This window comes from Acinetobacter sp. YH16040_T (assembly GCF_024605785.1).
Lineage (GTDB): Bacteria > Pseudomonadota > Gammaproteobacteria > Pseudomonadales > Moraxellaceae > Acinetobacter > Acinetobacter amyesii.
The window spans coordinates 1,528,504-1,545,222 of the sequence record NZ_CP094541.1; the positions used below are offsets into that span (position 1 = coordinate 1,528,504).

Sequence of the window (16,719 nt, forward strand, 5' to 3'; positions counted from 1 at the left end):
ATTTAAAGTGATTTATCTGTGTTTCTAAAACCTTCAACGCAAGTCGTACCGACGCTCAATCAGGATTATCCCGATTGGCATCAAGGTCGTCAGCACTATGCTTTGTGGTATCTAGAAATACAGGATCCTAAATTATTGGAATATCTCACAGCACTTCGAGCGCAGTTTTCAGATCTTTTATACACGCCGAATACGCGCCAATTTCATATCACCGTGTTTATTTGTGGTTTTTTTGAAGAGCTGAATAAAACCCAATTAATCGATCATTCTGAACAACGATGGAATGATAATTTCTCAGCAGATGAGTTGGCACTGCATCAACAACAACTTCGACAGTTATCGCTATCTAATATTCGGCTACGTACAGGTCAGATCCATAGCTTTCAAAGCGCACTGTTTATTGAAATTTTGGATTTAGATCGTAAGTTTGATCATCTACGTCAAGCTTTCAATGTAAGCTCGAATGAAATTGCACCGATCGAATATTGTCCGCATATCACATTGGGCTTGTATAAACAGGCATGGAATAGCGATGATATTTTTGAAAGAATCCAACAAGTTGAACAGCACAGCTTTGATTTTGAAAGCAAGCAACTGACTTTTGGTCATTATCAGGCTCAAGTATTACAAGGGGCATTGAGTGCTTATTATCAACATCAGTTCAGACAAAATATAGAGATGGCACAATCATGATTCATTTCATTTTGGGTGGGGCACGTTCAGGTAAGAGCCGACTTGCAGAACAAAAAGCTAAAGCGAGTGCTCAAGCCGTCATCTATGTCGCTACGGCACAAGCATATGATGAGGAAATGCAGGAGCGAATTCAGCATCATCAAGCTGACCGTCCTGAGCATTGGGGGCTGATTGAAGAGCCTTTGTATTTAGCCGATCGCTTAGTTGAAATAGACCAAGCTCATCAAACCATTCTTATCGATTGTTTAACGCTGTGGATGAGTAATGTATTGCTGCATGAACAAGCAGACTTTCAACAGCAACAATGCCAAAAATTACTTACGGTGCTACCGACATTAAAGTCAGACATTATTTTAGTCAGTAACGAAACTGGACTAGGCGTTGTTCCCATGGGACAAATCAGTCGAAAATTCGTCGATGAATCTGGGCGCTTACATCAACAAATTGGTCAAATTGCTGACCATGTGGTGTTTTGTGTTGCAGGTTTTCCAATAATCTTAAAAGGAGATAAAGCATGAACTGGTGGCAAGAACCCTGTCAAAATCCGAGTATCGAAGCTAAGCAACAGGCGGTAAAACACCAGTTACAGCTAACTAAACCTACGGGCTCACTTTCAGAACTTGAAAATGTAGCGGTGCAACTTGCATCATTACAAAACACAGATCAGCCCAATATCGATTTCCCATGGATCACCATCTTTGCAGGTGATCATGGCGTGATGGAAGAAAATATTTCGGCCTATCCTCAAGCTGTCACACGCCAAATGCTACAAAACTTCACGACCGGTGGTGCATGTATTAGTGTCATTGCACGTGAGTATCAAGCCAAACTACAAGTGATTGACTGTGGTTCGGTAGGTGACGCTTATGAATATGCAGGGGTAGAGCGCTACTGTATTGCAGCGGGTACAGCAAATTTTGCTAAAACTGTTGCGATGAGCGAATCACAATGTATTGAAGCGATGAATCTCGGCCGTAAAAGTGTTGAAGATGCTATCGCTGCAGGTGCGTCAATTTATGTCGCAGGAGAAATGGGCATTGGCAATACCTGTTCTGCTTCTGCTGTTGCATGTTTTTTATTTAATGAGCCGGCCGAAAAACTGACAGGTGTTGGTACAGGTATTCGTGCTGAACAATTGGCACATAAGAAACAAGTGATTGATCAAGCTTTAGCTTTACATCAGGACTATGTCGGCCAAGATGTCTTTAAAGCTCTATGTGCTGTAGGTGGTTTGGAAATTGCCGCGATGGTTGGAGCGTACATTCGCTGTGCGCAATTGGGTCTGGCAATGGTCGTGGATGGATTTATTAGTACGGTTTCTGCCTTGGTCGCTGTTCGTTTAAATCCTGCTGTACGTGAGTGGATGCTTTTTGGTCATCAATCGGCTGAATATGGGCACCAACGTTTACTCCAAGCCCTTGAAGCTGAACCACTTTTGAAGTTGAATTTACGTTTAGGTGAAGGTAGCGGTGCCGGTGCGGCATTAGGTTTAATTCGTTTGGCATGTCGTTTACATAACAACATGGCAACTTTCGCGCAAGCTGCTGTGATTGGTGAAAAAGTTTAAATGGAACATTTCCGTTTAGATATATTGCGTCATGGTGAGACTGAACTGAGCCATACCTTACGTGGCTCTACAGATGATACTTTGACGCAAAAAGGTTGGCAGCAGATGCAGCAGACCATAGATGATGTATTGAACGTCATACATACACACGGTTTAGCGAACTGGGATGTCATCATCACTTCTGACTTACAGCGCTGCCGTTTATTTGCTTTAGATTTGTCTCAACAACTCAAATGTCCAATGTTTGAAAATGCGAAGTTTCAAGAAATGCATTTTGGCGACTGGGAAGCGGTATCAACCAAGCATATCTATGAAAACACCCCAGAGTTACTCGCACAGTTTTGGCAAAGCCCCAGCACATTTACGCCACCGAATGCAGAAAGTCTTCAGCAATTTCAACATCGGATATTAAGCGGTCTAGATGAGTTAGTCTTGCAGGCTCAACAGCATCATTGGCACCGCGTTTTATTGGTTTCCCATGGTGGCGTGATTAAATTATTAAAATGTACGGCACAGCAAAGTCACTTAGATGATTTATTAAAAATGACGGCTGAATTGGGACAATTAAATTCATTCATTGTGCAAAATCGTGCAAATATTCGTCTTTTGGAGCAAAGTGAATGACACCTTTTTGGATTGCTCTACAGTTTCTCACGACTTTCCCGATTCAACTTAAAGCGATGCCATCGAAACAGCAAAATGGACAATCTTTACTGTTTTATCCAGCGGTGGGATTGTTGATCGGTGGCATTCTTGCCTTGCTTGCTTTTACATTGCATAGTCTGCCGATTATCTTACTCAGCAGTATTTTGCTGGTAGTTTGGATTTGGCTCACAGGTGGATTACATCTAGATGGTTTAGCTGATACGGCAGATGCGTGGGTCGGTGGGTTTGGTGATGCCGAGCGTACACTTAACATCATGAAAGACCCTGCATGTGGGCCGATTGGTGTGTTGAGCCTCGTCGTGATTTGCTTACTCAAATGGTCGGCGCTTTATGTTTTGCTACAACAGCAAATGTATTTGGCATTAATTGTATTTCCAGTATTAGGTCGTTTAGCCCCTTTATTTTTGTTTTTAACAACTCAGTATGTTCGTGAAAAAGGCTTGGGCTCATCGATAGCAGCAACTATTCCACGAAAGTCGGCATACCTGGTCTTTATACTCTGCCTAAGTGCATGTTTGTATTTTAGCTGGCTTGGAGTGGTGAGTATATTCGCGTTTATTTGTACTTTACTGTATTTGCGATGGAAATTTATTCAGCGTATTGGTGGCGTGACGGGCGATACAATTGGTGCTGCGATTGAAATTACTGAGGTATCTAGTCTTTTAGCGTTTGTCATTGCACTACATTATTTAGCTGCATAGTTTTACAGATGAAACAGTTTAAATCATCATTTAAAAAGCCCAGCTATTGCACTGGGCTTTTTATTTATCCCAATAGATAAATGACCAAATGAATAAGTGATGGCCCAAGCAATACCATAAAGACCCCAGCAAGTACCATGCTCAAGCAGGCTGCAACACCTTCTTCTTTATGACGTGATAATGCTTTACTTGTACCAAATCCATGTGCGGCATTGCCAAGAGCCGCACCTTGCGCAAAGCGTGAATGCAATTTAAGCCCAGCCAAAACTAGGTCAGCCAAAGCCACGCCGGCAATCCCAGTAATCATGGTAAATAGAATCACCAATTCTACTGAGCCCCCAATATTTGAGGTAAGTTCCATGGCAAATGGCGTAGAAATGGAACGTGCCATCAAGCTATAAGACGTTTCTTGGTCAAATTGAAATAACTGTGCCAAATAAAAAGCACTAATAATCCCAGCTAACATGCCAATCACGATGCCTAAACTAATACTCAGCGCATGCTGACGGATAATTTGTCGATATTCATAGATGGGGATAGCAAAGGCCACAGTGGCCGGGCCGAGCATCCATACAATCCATTGGCTTTCTTGCATATAGGTGTCATATGAAATATGAAAGCAAAGCATGAGTATAATCAGCACAAACGGGACGAATAGTGCAGGGGAAAGAACCATATACGGTAACTTACGATGTAGCTTTTTCGCCAAAATATAACCGACAAGGGTCAGGACGAAAAACAACACTGAGATACTGTTCAACCCAAAATCGTTCATAAGGTTTTTCCTGCTGTGTTGACATCATGATCTGTCGCAGTTTGGTGTTTCGCTTTAAGTTTTGCCTCGAGTTTAAAGCCCCAATAAACCGTAAATGCTGTAAACACCATGACACAGACGGTACCCAGTACCACGGCTAAAATTAACTGCCAGCCAGAGCTGAGTAATAAATCTTGATATTTAATTAATCCAACTACACAGGGGATAAAGAATAGAACCAGTTCAGCCAAAATAAAATCTGAGCCTTGTTTGACCCATTGCATTTTAAATAAACCACTCAATAATGCGGCTAATAGCAGTAATAAACCAATTACGCCAGCAGAGATCGGCAAGTTAAACCAAGATTGAATGCAAGATCCAATCCACCAGATCAATATCAATAAACTTAGCTGCGCTAAGGTCTTGAGAAACTGGGTAAATTTGGAAGAAGATTGTGGAAGCGTATCCATGAGACAACAGCAGAATAGGAGATGACGCTATTTTAAAAGTGCATACCCTGTATAATTATGAATAATTAATTATTAATTATGCCTATATGGAATAATAATGGACATTAAAAGCTTAAAAGTCTTTGTGACCATCGTACAAAAACAGAGTTTCAGTCATGCAGCAGAAGCGCTTTTTGTCACTCAGCCGACCATTAGTAAATTAATTCGTCAGTTAGAAGACGAGATCGGCGTACCCTTATTTCATAAAGGTGAAGCAGGGCGTAAAAGGGAAGCACAGCTCACCTATATGGGAGAGCAGATTTATCAGCATGCTTTAGTGATTTTGAATGAACAACAACGGATGCTTGATACTGTCACCCAAGTTCGCGCCTTAAAACAAGGTAAATTGACTCTAGGTTTACCGCCATTGGCATCGGTATTGTTCAGTCAGTTAATTGCGCTGTTTCATAAAAAATACCCCAATATTGAACTGAGCTTTTTTGAGGTAGGGGCGACGGGTATTGAAAATGCCATTTTAAAAAAACAGGTCGATGTGGGAATTATTTTGGGTCACTTGAAACCGGTGTTAAGTGGTATTCCAGTGATGGAGTCACCTTTATGTTTATTATCTAAAAAAAACTCACAGTGGCGTAAGCGAAAAACCGTTTCGTTGATTGAATTAAAAGAAGAATCTTTTTTATTGTATGACGATACCTTCACACTCAATGACATCATTATACAGGCGGCAAATTACGTCGGATTTGAGCCAAATGTGGTGTGTAAAAGTAGCCAGTGGGACTTTATCGCCAAAATGGTAGATTCAAATGTCGGGATTGCACTACTGCCTAAAATTTATTGTGAACAACTTGATGCGGCAAAATACCATATGGCTGAATTAGAAAATCCAAACCTAGACTGGAAACTCAGTATGGCCTGGAATACCACTGTTGCCATGAGTCCCGCAACGCGTGCATGGCTAGAAATAATTGAGGACAATAAAGACAAAATACATTTTTAGTTCATTTACAGATCAATAGATAAAATGAATGCGTTGAAACGATGGTGGATTTATGATTTGTACATCAAAGATTATTGAAAAGGATTTTGCAAAATCAACAGGCATGAATTAAATTGGGTGTTGGTCGTTATTTTTGATGGTTCATAAAATGAAATGGGATGATATTGGTCAACAACCGTGTTCAATCGCTCGTGCACTTTCAGTGCTAGGGGATCGTTGGACCATGTTGATTATCCGTAATGCATTTATGGGCATTCGACGTTTTGATGACTTTCAACAAAATCTCGGTGTGACGCGTCATGTGTTATCTGACCGATTAAAGCGTTTGGTTGAAGAAGGTATTTTAACCAAAGTTGCTTATGTCGAGCGTCAGGAACGTTTTGAATATCGACTGACTCAAAAAGGCTTAGACTTGTATCCAATCCTTTTAGCCATGACACATTGGGCCGATCAATATATGGATCAGGGATTGGGATCACCAGTTGAATATGTGCATCAGGCATGTGGGCAAAAATTTAAACCGGTTTTAGTGTGCTCATGTTGTGCCGAACCGATCCAAGCCAAACAGGTCAAACCGATATTTACCCAAGCCTATTACATCGCTCTAAATCAATTAAAACCTGCCTAAGCTGTTTTATGGCTTTCTTCAAGATGCTGATTTACATCTATTTAGCCAAAATAGCCTAAGCGGTATTTGGATTGCTTTAAAATCACAAACAATTTGCAGGTTTAGGGATGCCCGCTAAACGACTTAAATGTCGAGCGACCAAACCGGTGTTAAATTTGTCTTGTAACACCGCATTATTAATATCAGCGCTCACCGTTTTCATTAAAAATTTAATGAGTGGGCGAGTTGCCGGCGAGTGACCAAACTGTTGATAAAACTGTCGTACAGCTTGTAAAACTTCAAAATGCCAAGGGCTTAACTCAAGTTCTAAACTTTTAGCCAGTTCTTGGGCAACAGTTTCATTCCAAATAGTGTAATCCACCAAATGGCCATCTTGGTCTAATTCAAGATTCATATTCATTCCAAAAGAGAAGATTGTAGAAATGGATCGCTTTTACTCAAATTATTTGAGTGAAATACATCTTTTAAATCTCAGGCATAGATCAGCAAAAGCGGCATAGTCGATTACTTTCATATGACTATAATTCATAATTTTACCTAAAATCTCAGCATCATTTTCAAGTACATAACATGTGCCAAATTGCTGAATTTGTTCATCTGCAATATGTAAGACTGCTTCACCCATCAAGATGATCACATCTTCAGGGTTGATTAAACTGGCTAACTGCTGGATGTGCTGTAGGGTATTGGCATAGCTGGCTTGGACTAAATACAGCGTAGAATTTGACATCATCATTCCTCTTTTACCAATACAGCACATGATCAAATTGTTGAATTAATTCAGTATTGAATTGAACAAACTCAAGTTCTTGTTCACTGTTGATTACAAATGGATGCTGTGAATTTTTTTGTTCAATATAAATCGGAGTGAGATCATAAAACTCAAAGCTATCAACCATGTTGGATGCGAGTTTAAACGCATGCTTGAGCTGACTAAACTCTTGTTCTGCTTGAAGTAAGCTTAGCGCAGCATCTTTGAGCAACACTTTTACGTCACAACCGAAGGTTGCAAGCACCATGGTCGCAGAAAGACTTTCATGTACTTGTAAGCTTGCAAGATTTGCATGGGTTAAAACAACCAGTACAGATTTCACGTAATTTTCCTTTTCAATGCTACAAATGCGCGGCAATAAAAATACTTAGAATTGCAATAAACGGTCTGCAGTTTGTACGGCATCGGCAAGTTCACCTAAGCCCACAAGTTCAAATTGCTCAGCTAGATTATGTTGCTGAATATTGTGACGCTGTGCATTTTCCTGATCTGTGATCCCACGTGCGAGCGCTGCACTTACGCAAACAGGTAAACGAATGCCGAGTTTTTGCCATTCTCTACTGAGTTTGCGTTGATCATCAGGCACCCATTGCAGGGCATTCGCCACATTTACAGCATCTTGATAGAAAAAAACCCGAAAGTTTTCGCCTTTCTGCTTCAGCGCTTGGGCAAGACCCAAAGCATGCCAAGCCAGTATCGAAGTGGGTGAGGAGGTAATTAGTAATAGAGTACTCATCGAAATTCACTAAATGAATAAACGGTCTAGATCGACAGTTTGTTCTGAGTTCAGAAGAAAAAGCTAGTATACAATGATTTACTCAATGATCTGAATATTTGCAAAGTTTTGCTTAATTAGGCAGCAAAGTCATAGCCAATTTTTCTTTAAGTAGGAGTATTGGTTTATTGGGGATCTAGCCTCAAGCTATCACTTTTTCATAAATAAACTGTGCGGTTACATACTGAAAAAATCTTTATATGAATAAAACGCAATTTTTGATTTTGCAGAGTGCTATGATCTTTTCATTTTTTAAACCATCTCATGAATATAGAGAAATTTAATTTAAGTTTATTTAATTCAATCAATGCTTCGGACAATGCTTTAGATTTCACTATTTCTTTCGCCATATTTATAGCCAATGATCTATTTTATATCGTGATTCTCTTGATGTTTTTGGCTTGGTTTAAAGGCGGTTTTGACACCAAAAAACAAATCGTTAAAGCCACTGTTTTTACAATCGTCGCATTTCTTATCAGCCAAGTTATTTCAAGTTTTTTTTACTATCCTAGACCCTTTGTCTTGGACGTTGGACGCACGATTATAGAACATTCACCGAATGGATCATTCCCGAGTGATCACATGCTGTTTTTTAGCACGATTGCATTTTCTTATATATTTTCAAAGCAAAAAACCGTCGGCTATGTATTTCTAGCATTCGCTTTTCTTGTTGCATGGTCGAGAGTCTATTTGGGTGTGCATTATCCAATGGATATGGCAGGCGCGTTGATCATTGCTGTTTTGCTTAATTTTGTTGGACTGTCTTTATGGCGAAAATATGGGTCATATTTGGTGAGCTTGATCTTAAAAGTTTATGAATTTTTATTTTCAGCCATGATCAAAAAAGGCTATATCCGCTAAATTAAGTTCCTTAGATATCTGCGATTTCTAAAGTTTGCTGCTGCTATAGTTACATTGCCAACATCTTGCTAGATGAATAATTCTAATGATTCATCTGGCATTCACATCCAGATCCTATACCTCAAAAAATAGTCAGACTGCTCAATGCTGTTTGCTCATTCGAGTAGATCACCTCTAATACTTTTTATTGCTGTGAAATATGCTTTGCCGTGCGACTATTTTTAAATTTCTTCTTCTAAAAGTTGTTCGCTCAAATACCACGTAATCTTGAGATTTCTTCAAAATTGATTGGCTAGCGAGGTCATTTGTCGTAAATCAAATACAGTTAATATTCATAACTGCAACACAGTCAAAATTCCAAAGCAGTAAGATAAAACTAGAATGCTCTTGCAGATTGTTCGGCTCATGAAAAATGCTGAGGCGAAGTTTCAAAATTTAGATCTGTAGATAAGTTGGTGACGACACCAAGATGATGCCAAAGAGTTGTAAAAGCTTGATAACTATAAGGAGTATCTAAACAATGATTTTAGTGACTGGTGGTTTAGGCTTTATAGGCTCACATATAGCCTTGAGTTTAATGGCTCAAGGTCAAGAAGTCATTATTGTGGATAATTTATCCAATGCAAATTTACAAACACTTGAACGACTTGAATTTATTTCAGGCATGTATGTGCCTTTTGTCAAACTCGATATTCGCAATACTCCCGCACTCAATAAAGTATTTGAACAATATACCGTCGATGCTGTCATTCATACGGCAGGCTTTAAGTCATTGGAAGAATCCGTCCTTAAACCACTTGAATATTATAATGATAATGTCAGTTGTATCATGAGTTTGCTGCGTGCTATGCAGCGAACAGGTGTACGAACACTGATCCATTTATCAAGTTTAGCGGTATATGGACAGTCGTCGGCAGAATTAACAGAAGACACAGAAATCAATTTTACCTATCCAAATCCCTATGTGAAATCTCAACAAATGGTGGAAGAAATTATACGGGATACGGCACGTACTGATAATGAGTGGAAAATTGCGATTTTGCGTTTAGGAAACGTCGCAGGTGCATTCGAACATGCAGTTTTAGGTGAGTTTGTTGCGCCATTGCCAAAAAATATTGTGCCGCTTGCGATGCAAGTCGGGGCTTTACAACGAGACTTTATCGAACTTCGCAAACAAGCCAAAACTGAAGATGGTACTGTGGAACGGAGTTTCTTGCATGTACTCGACTGCTGTAAGGCGGTGTGGCAATGTTTGCAATGGTTGTCGCAGCAGCAATTCGCCTGTGAGGCCTTTAATATTTCAGGTGAGTTGGTTTCGATACAGCAACTGTTGGATACGCTTTCAGAAGTGACACAGGCGGAGATTAAGACGGTCGAATCTAGTTTTTACCCAAGCCATGAATATGACCAGCTTGGGGCAAGTACACAGAAAGCGAAAAGTACTTTTGATTGGCAGCCTGAACAAGATTTAAAGAAAATGCTAGAAGATGAATGGCGTTTCTATCAACAAACATTAAGAGGGAATTAACTCGTCTTGTATTGGGTAAATTTAATCGTCGTGCATGATTTTCTTTATAAAATCACGATAAAGATTATCAAATAAAACACTTATAATTGATAATGGTTATTATTTACAAGGCTAAAAAAGTTACCTAAACTGTATTTATCAGCAGAATTTGATTCTGCACAGACGTTCAATTTTATAGATAAGGATATGAGGTCATTTATGCAAACACGTATTGAACATGACACAATGGGCGATGTTGAAGTACCTAGCGATGCGATGTGGGGTGCACAAACACAGCGTAGTTTGCAAAACTTTAAAATTGGTGGTGAACGTTTACCACGTCCAATGATTCGTGCAATGGGTCTCGTTAAAAAATCAGCAGCGATTACTAACGCAGCATTGGGTCAAATCCCTCAGGAACTTTCTGGTTATATCGTCAATGCAGCCGAAGAAGTGATCTCAGGGCAGTGGGATGCACAATTTCCACTGGTAGTTTGGCAAACTGGTTCAGGCACGCAAAGTAACATGAACTGTAATGAGGTCATTGCCAATATTGCCAATCAAAAACTGGGTAATCCGTTGGGCTCACAAAAACCTGTCCATCCCAATGATCATGTCAATCGTGCTCAATCGACCAACGATTCATTCCCAACCGCAATTCATGTGGCTGCAAGTCTACAAATCAATGAGCTTTTAATTCCTGCAGTAACAAAACTGCGTAATACCTTAGAAGCTAAATCTAACGATTTTAAAGATATTGTTAAAATTGGCCGTACACATTTACAGGACGCAACGCCTTTAACATTAGGCCAAGAGTTTAGCGGCTATGTTTCACAGCTCGATCATGGTTTGAAGCGTTTAAATCAAGCTTTAGAAGGACTGTATGAATTACCACTAGGTGGTACAGCGGTCGGCACAGGTCTGAATGCACATCCTGAATATGCTGTAAAAGCAGCAGCAGAACTTGCGAAACAAACGGGTCTGCCATTTGTCACTGCACCCAATAAATTTGAAGCACTTGCAGGACGTGATGCTGCTGTATTTGCATCGGGGGCGTTAAAAACACTTGCTGTAAGTTTAAATAAAATCGCTAATGATGTGCGTTGGTTAGCCAGTGGCCCACGTTGTGGTTTTGGTGAGCTACGCATTCCAGAAAATGAGCCAGGCTCAAGCATCATGCCAGGTAAGGTCAATCCAACTCAAAGTGAAGCCATGACGATGGTGGTTGCTCAAGTACTTGGAAATGACACAACCATTAATGTTGCTGGGGCATCGGGTAACTTTGAATTAAACGTGTTTATGCCGGTTATTGCCTTTAACTTATTGCAATCTATTCAACTCCTCGGTGATGCATGTAATAGCTTTAATGACCACTGTGCAGTAGGCATTGAGCCAAACCGTGAAAAAATCGATCATTTCTTACATGATTCATTAATGTTAGTTACGGCACTCAATCCTGTAATTGGTTATGAAAATGCTGCAAAAGTTGCTAAAACTGCATATAAAGAAGGTAAAACTCTAAAACAAGTTGCGGTAGAACTCGGTTTAGTCACTGCAGAGCAATTTGATGAAGTGGTTCGTCCTGAGCAAATGGTTTCACCCAATACCAAATAAATTGGTTTGAGATCATTCATCTAGAGTGTTTGAAAATAAAAAGAGGGGCTGATTCATATTCAGCCTCTCTTTTTATTGGATAACTTTTTAATTCTTTTTATCGCTGAATACTGGCTAACACATATTTTTTTGAATCATAGTCATCTTGAAATGTATGTATATAAACAGGACTGTTTATTAAAAATAGGGGAACGAACAAAATGAAGAAAGGCCTGATGATGAAGCGAGTAATTCATTGGATTGGGCTTTGAATTCATTGGCACACTTGTTAAAATGCCTTTCTTTTTCTGTTTTCGTTGCTATTTGACATTTGTTTGAATAAATATTTGCAAGACAGTGTTTTATTTAAGGATTTCCCCCAATGCTCACCATCTATTTGACAGATGTCCAAAAGAACGTTCAATTTAAAGACTATCCGGGCGAGCATCCTGTTAAATTTGTATTGAATTTTAAAAAGATTTTCCCAAGTGTTATGGAGCTTTTGCTACCAGTTTTGCCTGAAAATGAAAATCTAGAAGAAATGAGCTGGGAATCGACAACGACAGATTTTGAAAAATTTAAATTGCTACTCAGTGGTTGGGGCGTAATCGAACTACGTTTGAATGCTATTGCCCAATATAAAGACCGTGCTTATGCAGATAACTTGGTAAAAAAAGCACAGCAAAAGCGCAAAGAATATAAAAAAGCACAGTCAAAATTACAAACTGTTGAACTGGATTATCTATTCATGCACGAAGTTCATGGTTTGATTGATGCAGAGTTGGTCGAGCTAGGTGAAAAATTCTATCTACCGACTTTACGTGAGCTTTGGAAAAACCAAGTGTCAGCGAATGTACTAGAAGCAAAATTCTAAACGTCAAAAAGTTAGTCGAAAAATCCTCCGCTTAGGAGGATTTTTTATATGTACAGCAGAACTTCAGATTTACTTCGACAAGTGACTGTTTCATAGTGACCCATCAAGCAAGTAAAGCATTCAAAACATTTGGAAAGTCGCGAGACTTATCATTCCAAATGTTTCTGACTCATCTGCACATTTTATTTTAAAGGACCATTTTATATGTCAAATCAGTTTATTGACCTGATTCGCAAACGTCGCACTATTTATGCTATTGGGGACAATGTAAGCCAAAGCACAGAATATTTAACTGATTTGATCCAAACAGCGATTAAACAAAGCCCGTCTTCATTTAACTCACAATCTTCTCGTGCTGTTATTTTATTTAATGCTGAAAGCGAAAAATTTTGGGGCTTAGTCGCTGACAAATTAAAATCTTATGCAAAAGATGAAGAAAGTGCTGCGAAGACCACGGCGAAAATGGCAAGTTTTGCAGCAGGTTTGGGTACGGTTCTGTTCTTTGAAGATTTGGATGTGGTCAGTGCTCTACAAGCACAGTTTCCTTCTTATGCAGAAAACTTTCCAATTTGGGCAGAACACTCAACTGCCATTGCCCAATTTGCAACTTGGACTGCGTTGCATACCGAAGGTTTAGGCGCATCACTACAGCATTACAACCCAATTGTGGATGAACAAGTGCATGCTGAATGGGACATTCCTGCGCATTGGAAACTTCGTGCTCAATTGGTTTTTGGTTCAGTGGAAGGTGAAGCGAAAGAAAAAGGTTATATGGATGATGCAGCTCGTTTTAAAGTCTTTCAATAATTGCAGTGTATAACACACAATTTCGATAAAAAAGGAACGAAAAATAAGTTCCTTTTTTATTATTCTTTTTATTGAAATAGATAGGGTTGGACAAGATTTTCATCCGTGAAAACCTTGTCCAGATTAGCCCATTGAGGACTGAGCTAAACGGGTGGCTAGAACCAACTTTCTTGCATGTTGAGGCAAGTATCATCAAGTTCTAGCAATAACTTGGCTTGATGTTCTATTTCAGGTAACTCCCAGCGGATAAAATATTGCGCGGCTTGTAATTTACCGGCTAAGAATTGTTGATCTTCAGCTAAATCTGAATGTTCGAATTTCACTAGGGCTTGATTAGCCATTTCAAGCCATAACCATGAAATGATAACTTTGCCCATCATGTCTAGATACAAGGCAGAATTACCCAGCGCCTGATCGACACGACCTTGGGCGAGGACTTGTCCCAAACTTTGTGTGGTTTTCTTCACCGTGTTTAAATGCGCTGAAAAAATCGCTGCAAGCGCTTCCGTTTTTGGATGTTGAGCTTGATCAATCGTATTTTGCATACGTTGTAATAACAGCATCAAACCTTTGCTGTTGTGCTGCCAAAGCTTACGACCCAACAAATCCAAAGATTGAATACCAAATGTGCCTTCATGGATCGGATTTAAGCGGTTGTCGCGATAGCATTGTTCAAGTGGATATTCGCGGGTATAGCCAGCGCCACCTAAAACTTGAATGGCTAAATCATTGGCTTTTGGTCCATAGGCGGAAGGGAATGATTTGACGACAGGGATAATCAAATCTAATAACAGTGCACTGTCATCATTGTTAGCGGCTTGATGTTCATCAATTAATCGTGCAGCAAATAAACATAACGCAAGTGCGCCTTCTACATAGGATTTTTGCGCCAAAAGCATCCGTTTAACATCTGTATGTTGAATAATATTGACAGGTTTTGCAGCAGGATTTTTATCTGAAACTAAGCGGCCTTGTGGACGGTTTTTGGCATATTCGAGTGACTCTAAATAGCCACGGTATCCAATCATGGTTGCACCTAAGCCGACACCGACTCGTGCTTCATTCATCATCTTAAACATATATTTAAGACCAGCACCTGCTTCACCAATCAGATAGCCTGTACATTGGTCTTTTTCACCAAAGCTCAGTACAGTCGATGTTGTACCTCGGTAGCCCATTTTATGTAATAAGCCGGCCAGTTGAACGTCATTGGCGCCTGCAAGTGAACCATCGCTCAGGGTTTTAAACTTCGGAACAATAAACAGCGATATACCTTTCACGCCCTGAGGTGCATCTTGGATGCGAGCAAGGACCAAATGTACGATATTTTCAGTGATGTCTTGGTCACCCCCTGAAATAAACATCTTTTGGCCTTTGATAAGGTAATTACCATCGGCTTGCGGTATAGCTTTTGTGGTCAAATCACCTAAAGATGAACCCACATTAGGTTCAGTCATGGCCATCGTTCCTGCAAAGCGACCACTGAACATATACGGTACAAACATATCTTTTTGTTCAGTCGTACCGAAAGCTTGAATTACATTTGCAGCCGCAGCGGTTAGAAATGAATAAGCCACTGATGAAGGATTTGCTGACATGAAATAAGCATTTGCAGCCATATTGATCAAAGTCGGTAGTTGCATACCGCCTGCATCATAATCATGCTGCGCACAAAGCAGACCTGCATCTGCAAATTGTTTCCATGCCGTTTTGACTTCAGCAATGGTTTTAACCTGTTGACCATCAAACGTAGGTTCGTTTTGATCGGCTGTTGCGTTATGGGGTGCAAAAAAGTCTTGAGCAATACCTTGTGCAGTTTCTAGGATGCTTTTGAAGGTTTCAGCATCATGCTCAGCAAAACGTGGGTAATGCGTTAAGTCTTGCGCTTTAAACACGTCAAATAGCAAAAAATTTAAATCTTTGTCATTGATTAACTGCGCCATTGCTCAATCTCTAATCGGGTTGAATTTTATGCCTTAAGCCTAGCAGTTGATTTTTAGATATAGAATTGTCAATAATGACACTTAATAAGTTAAAAATGACATTTTGATAATTTGAACTTTAAATGAAGAAAATCATAATTTTAGCATTTGATGGTGCTTTGGCTTCTGCGATTACAGGGGTTGTTGATCTATTTGCAATGGCGGGAGTCAGTTGGAACCGGATCCAAAAACAAAATGTGCAGCGGCTATTTCAGGTCAAAATTGCCTCACAACATAGTCAAGCAGTGCAATGTATCAATGGCATCAAGCTTTTTGCAGATTTAGCATTTTCTGAAATAACAGATGCAGATGTCATCATTGTCCCAACGATAGGTGCGCCGATCTTAGATGTTTTAGCGCAAAACGCAGCACTGATCGAATTATTAAAAACTCGGCAATTGCAAAGCGGACTGATCGCAGGAAATTGTACGGGTAACTTTTTTCTGGCAGAAGCAGGGCTTTTAGATGGTAAGCAGGCAACGACGCATTGGGGCTTTCAGCAAATGTTTCGTGAACGCTATCCTTTGGTAAGACTGAATGCAGATCAGCTCATTAGCCATGATCAAAATATTTACTGTGCTGGAGGTGGCTTAGCATGGTTTGATTTGGGACTGCACCTGATAGAACGTTTTTATGGTTTTGAAACGGCAATCCACACGGCAAAATCATTTGTATTGGATTATCGTCGTGATAGTCAGTTGTCCTATTCATTATTGAAAATATCTAAACCGCATCAGGATGGTTTGGTGCAAAAAGTTCAAGATTGGTTAGAACAGCATTATCATGAAAATATAGTCTTAGATGAACTTGCGGCGCAGTTTAATGTGACAACAAGGACATTGATTCGTCATTTTAAAGCGGCTTTGGATATGCCTCCCAATCAATACTTACAATCAATACGGATTGAAGCTGCACGAAAGCGTTTAGAAGAAACGGGACATGCTTTAGATCTGATTATGCGAGATGTCGGCTATAATGACCCAAGCTCATTTCGACGGTTATTTCAAAAAAAAACGGGGCTGAGCCCCTTAGAATATCGTCGACGTTTCAGCCGACGATTTGATGTTTAGTT

20 protein-coding genes are annotated in these 16,719 nt (G+C 39.8%); 13 read left to right on the forward strand and 7 right to left on the reverse strand.

Translation table 11 applies throughout. The annotated features are described in order from the left end of the window. Nucleotides 1–18: 18 nt before the first annotated feature. Genes MST16_RS07445 through MST16_RS07465 form a run of 5 tightly spaced genes read left to right on the forward strand, consistent with a single transcriptional unit; the run spans nucleotide 19 to nucleotide 3,627 of the window. On the forward strand, nucleotides 19–693 hold the full coding sequence (locus MST16_RS07445; protein ID WP_180011401.1) for a 2'-5' RNA ligase family protein: 675 nt from the start codon (nucleotides 19–21) through the stop codon (nucleotides 691–693). Then, nucleotides 690–1,211, forward strand: coding sequence for a bifunctional adenosylcobinamide kinase/adenosylcobinamide-phosphate guanylyltransferase (gene cobU / locus MST16_RS07450; RefSeq protein WP_180011403.1), 522 nt, complete (start codon nucleotides 690–692; stop codon nucleotides 1,209–1,211). The genes MST16_RS07445 and cobU overlap by 4 nt, the downstream gene beginning before the upstream one ends. Then, nucleotides 1,208–2,260 (forward strand): nicotinate-nucleotide--dimethylbenzimidazole phosphoribosyltransferase, encoded by a 1,053-nt coding sequence (cobT, locus tag MST16_RS07455; RefSeq protein ID WP_180011406.1) that lies wholly within the window; start codon nucleotides 1,208–1,210, stop codon nucleotides 2,258–2,260. Before cobU ends, cobT begins: the two co-directional genes overlap by 4 nt. Next, nucleotides 2,261–2,884 (forward strand): histidine phosphatase family protein, encoded by a 624-nt coding sequence (locus MST16_RS07460; protein WP_180011407.1) that lies wholly within the window; start codon nucleotides 2,261–2,263, stop codon nucleotides 2,882–2,884. Further along, complete coding sequence (locus MST16_RS07465; protein WP_180011409.1) at nucleotides 2,881–3,627, forward strand: adenosylcobinamide-GDP ribazoletransferase; 747 nt, start codon at nucleotides 2,881–2,883, stop codon at nucleotides 3,625–3,627. Before MST16_RS07460 ends, MST16_RS07465 begins: the two co-directional genes overlap by 4 nt. Before the next feature lie 64 nt (nucleotides 3,628–3,691). On the opposite strand, the gene MST16_RS07470 is transcribed toward MST16_RS07465, so the two are convergent. Next, nucleotides 3,692–4,402 carry an LrgB family protein gene (locus MST16_RS07470; RefSeq protein ID WP_171262654.1) on the reverse strand — a complete coding sequence of 237 codons (711 nt, stop codon included), beginning with the start codon at nucleotides 4,400–4,402 and terminating at the stop codon, nucleotides 3,692–3,694. Beyond that, entirely contained in the window at nucleotides 4,399–4,851 is a 453-nt protein-coding gene (locus tag MST16_RS07475; protein ID WP_180011411.1) for a CidA/LrgA family protein, read from the reverse strand. Before MST16_RS07475 ends, MST16_RS07470 begins: the two co-directional genes overlap by 4 nt. Before the next feature lie 97 nt (nucleotides 4,852–4,948). Between MST16_RS07475 and MST16_RS07480 the strand changes: the two genes are divergently transcribed. Continuing rightward, a complete protein-coding gene (locus tag MST16_RS07480; RefSeq protein ID WP_180011413.1) occupies nucleotides 4,949–5,848 on the forward strand; it encodes a LysR family transcriptional regulator in 900 nt (299 codons plus the stop codon). Between the two features lie 148 nt (nucleotides 5,849–5,996). Beyond that, entirely contained in the window at nucleotides 5,997–6,476 is a 480-nt protein-coding gene (locus tag MST16_RS07485; RefSeq protein ID WP_078191046.1) for a helix-turn-helix domain-containing protein, read from the forward strand. Nucleotides 6,477–6,558: 82 nt separating this feature from the next. Here MST16_RS07485 and MST16_RS07490 read toward each other — a convergent pair whose 3' ends face one another. The 4 genes from MST16_RS07490 to tusD are packed head-to-tail and all read right to left on the reverse strand — an operon-like array spanning nucleotide 6,559 to nucleotide 7,984. Further along, a complete protein-coding gene (locus MST16_RS07490) occupies nucleotides 6,559–6,870 on the reverse strand; it encodes a TusE/DsrC/DsvC family sulfur relay protein (protein ID WP_078190987.1) in 312 nt (103 codons plus the stop codon). Between the two features lie 48 nt (nucleotides 6,871–6,918). Beyond that, entirely contained in the window at nucleotides 6,919–7,206 is a 288-nt protein-coding gene (locus MST16_RS07495) for a DsrH/TusB family sulfur metabolism protein (RefSeq protein WP_180011417.1), read from the reverse strand. 13 nt (nucleotides 7,207–7,219) lie between these two features. Continuing rightward, the gene (locus MST16_RS07500) at nucleotides 7,220–7,570 is read right to left on the reverse strand and encodes a hypothetical protein (protein ID WP_078193833.1); all 351 of its coding nucleotides are present in this window, start codon (nucleotides 7,568–7,570) and stop codon (nucleotides 7,220–7,222) included. A gap of 45 nt (nucleotides 7,571–7,615) precedes the next feature. Beyond that, on the reverse strand, nucleotides 7,616–7,984 hold the full coding sequence (gene tusD, locus MST16_RS07505; protein WP_180011419.1) for a sulfurtransferase complex subunit TusD: 369 nt from the start codon (nucleotides 7,982–7,984) through the stop codon (nucleotides 7,616–7,618). A gap of 303 nt (nucleotides 7,985–8,287) precedes the next feature. Here tusD and MST16_RS07510 point away from each other — a divergent pair, with 303 nt between their 5' ends. The 5 genes from MST16_RS07510 to MST16_RS07530 all read left to right on the forward strand — a co-directional run bounded on the left by MST16_RS07510 (nucleotide 8,288) and on the right by MST16_RS07530 (nucleotide 13,665). Further along, nucleotides 8,288–8,884 (forward strand): phosphatase PAP2 family protein, encoded by a 597-nt coding sequence (locus MST16_RS07510; protein ID WP_180011421.1) that lies wholly within the window; start codon nucleotides 8,288–8,290, stop codon nucleotides 8,882–8,884. A 520-nt stretch (nucleotides 8,885–9,404) separates the two neighbouring features. After that, nucleotides 9,405–10,412: an SDR family NAD(P)-dependent oxidoreductase gene (locus MST16_RS07515; RefSeq protein WP_180011423.1), complete on the forward strand. Its 1,008-nt coding sequence runs from the start codon at nucleotides 9,405–9,407 to the stop codon at nucleotides 10,410–10,412. A 198-nt stretch (nucleotides 10,413–10,610) separates the two neighbouring features. Continuing rightward, nucleotides 10,611–12,005, forward strand: a complete 1,395-nt coding sequence (gene fumC / locus MST16_RS07520; protein WP_078193830.1) for a class II fumarate hydratase — start codon at nucleotides 10,611–10,613, stop codon at nucleotides 12,003–12,005. A gap of 361 nt (nucleotides 12,006–12,366) precedes the next feature. Then, on the forward strand, nucleotides 12,367–12,858 hold the full coding sequence (locus MST16_RS07525) for a hypothetical protein (RefSeq protein ID WP_078193829.1): 492 nt from the start codon (nucleotides 12,367–12,369) through the stop codon (nucleotides 12,856–12,858). A gap of 204 nt (nucleotides 12,859–13,062) precedes the next feature. Then, a complete protein-coding gene (locus MST16_RS07530; protein WP_180011425.1) occupies nucleotides 13,063–13,665 on the forward strand; it encodes a nitroreductase family protein in 603 nt (200 codons plus the stop codon). 155 nt (nucleotides 13,666–13,820) lie between these two features. Here the strand turns inward: MST16_RS07530 and MST16_RS07535 are convergent, their stop codons facing one another. Next, nucleotides 13,821–15,608 (reverse strand): acyl-CoA dehydrogenase, encoded by a 1,788-nt coding sequence (locus tag MST16_RS07535; protein ID WP_180011427.1) that lies wholly within the window; start codon nucleotides 15,606–15,608, stop codon nucleotides 13,821–13,823. A gap of 122 nt (nucleotides 15,609–15,730) precedes the next feature. Between MST16_RS07535 and MST16_RS07540 the strand changes: the two genes are divergently transcribed. Beyond that, nucleotides 15,731–16,717: a GlxA family transcriptional regulator gene (locus tag MST16_RS07540; protein ID WP_180011429.1), complete on the forward strand. Its 987-nt coding sequence runs from the start codon at nucleotides 15,731–15,733 to the stop codon at nucleotides 16,715–16,717. The last annotated feature ends 2 nt before the right edge of the window (nucleotides 16,718–16,719 follow it).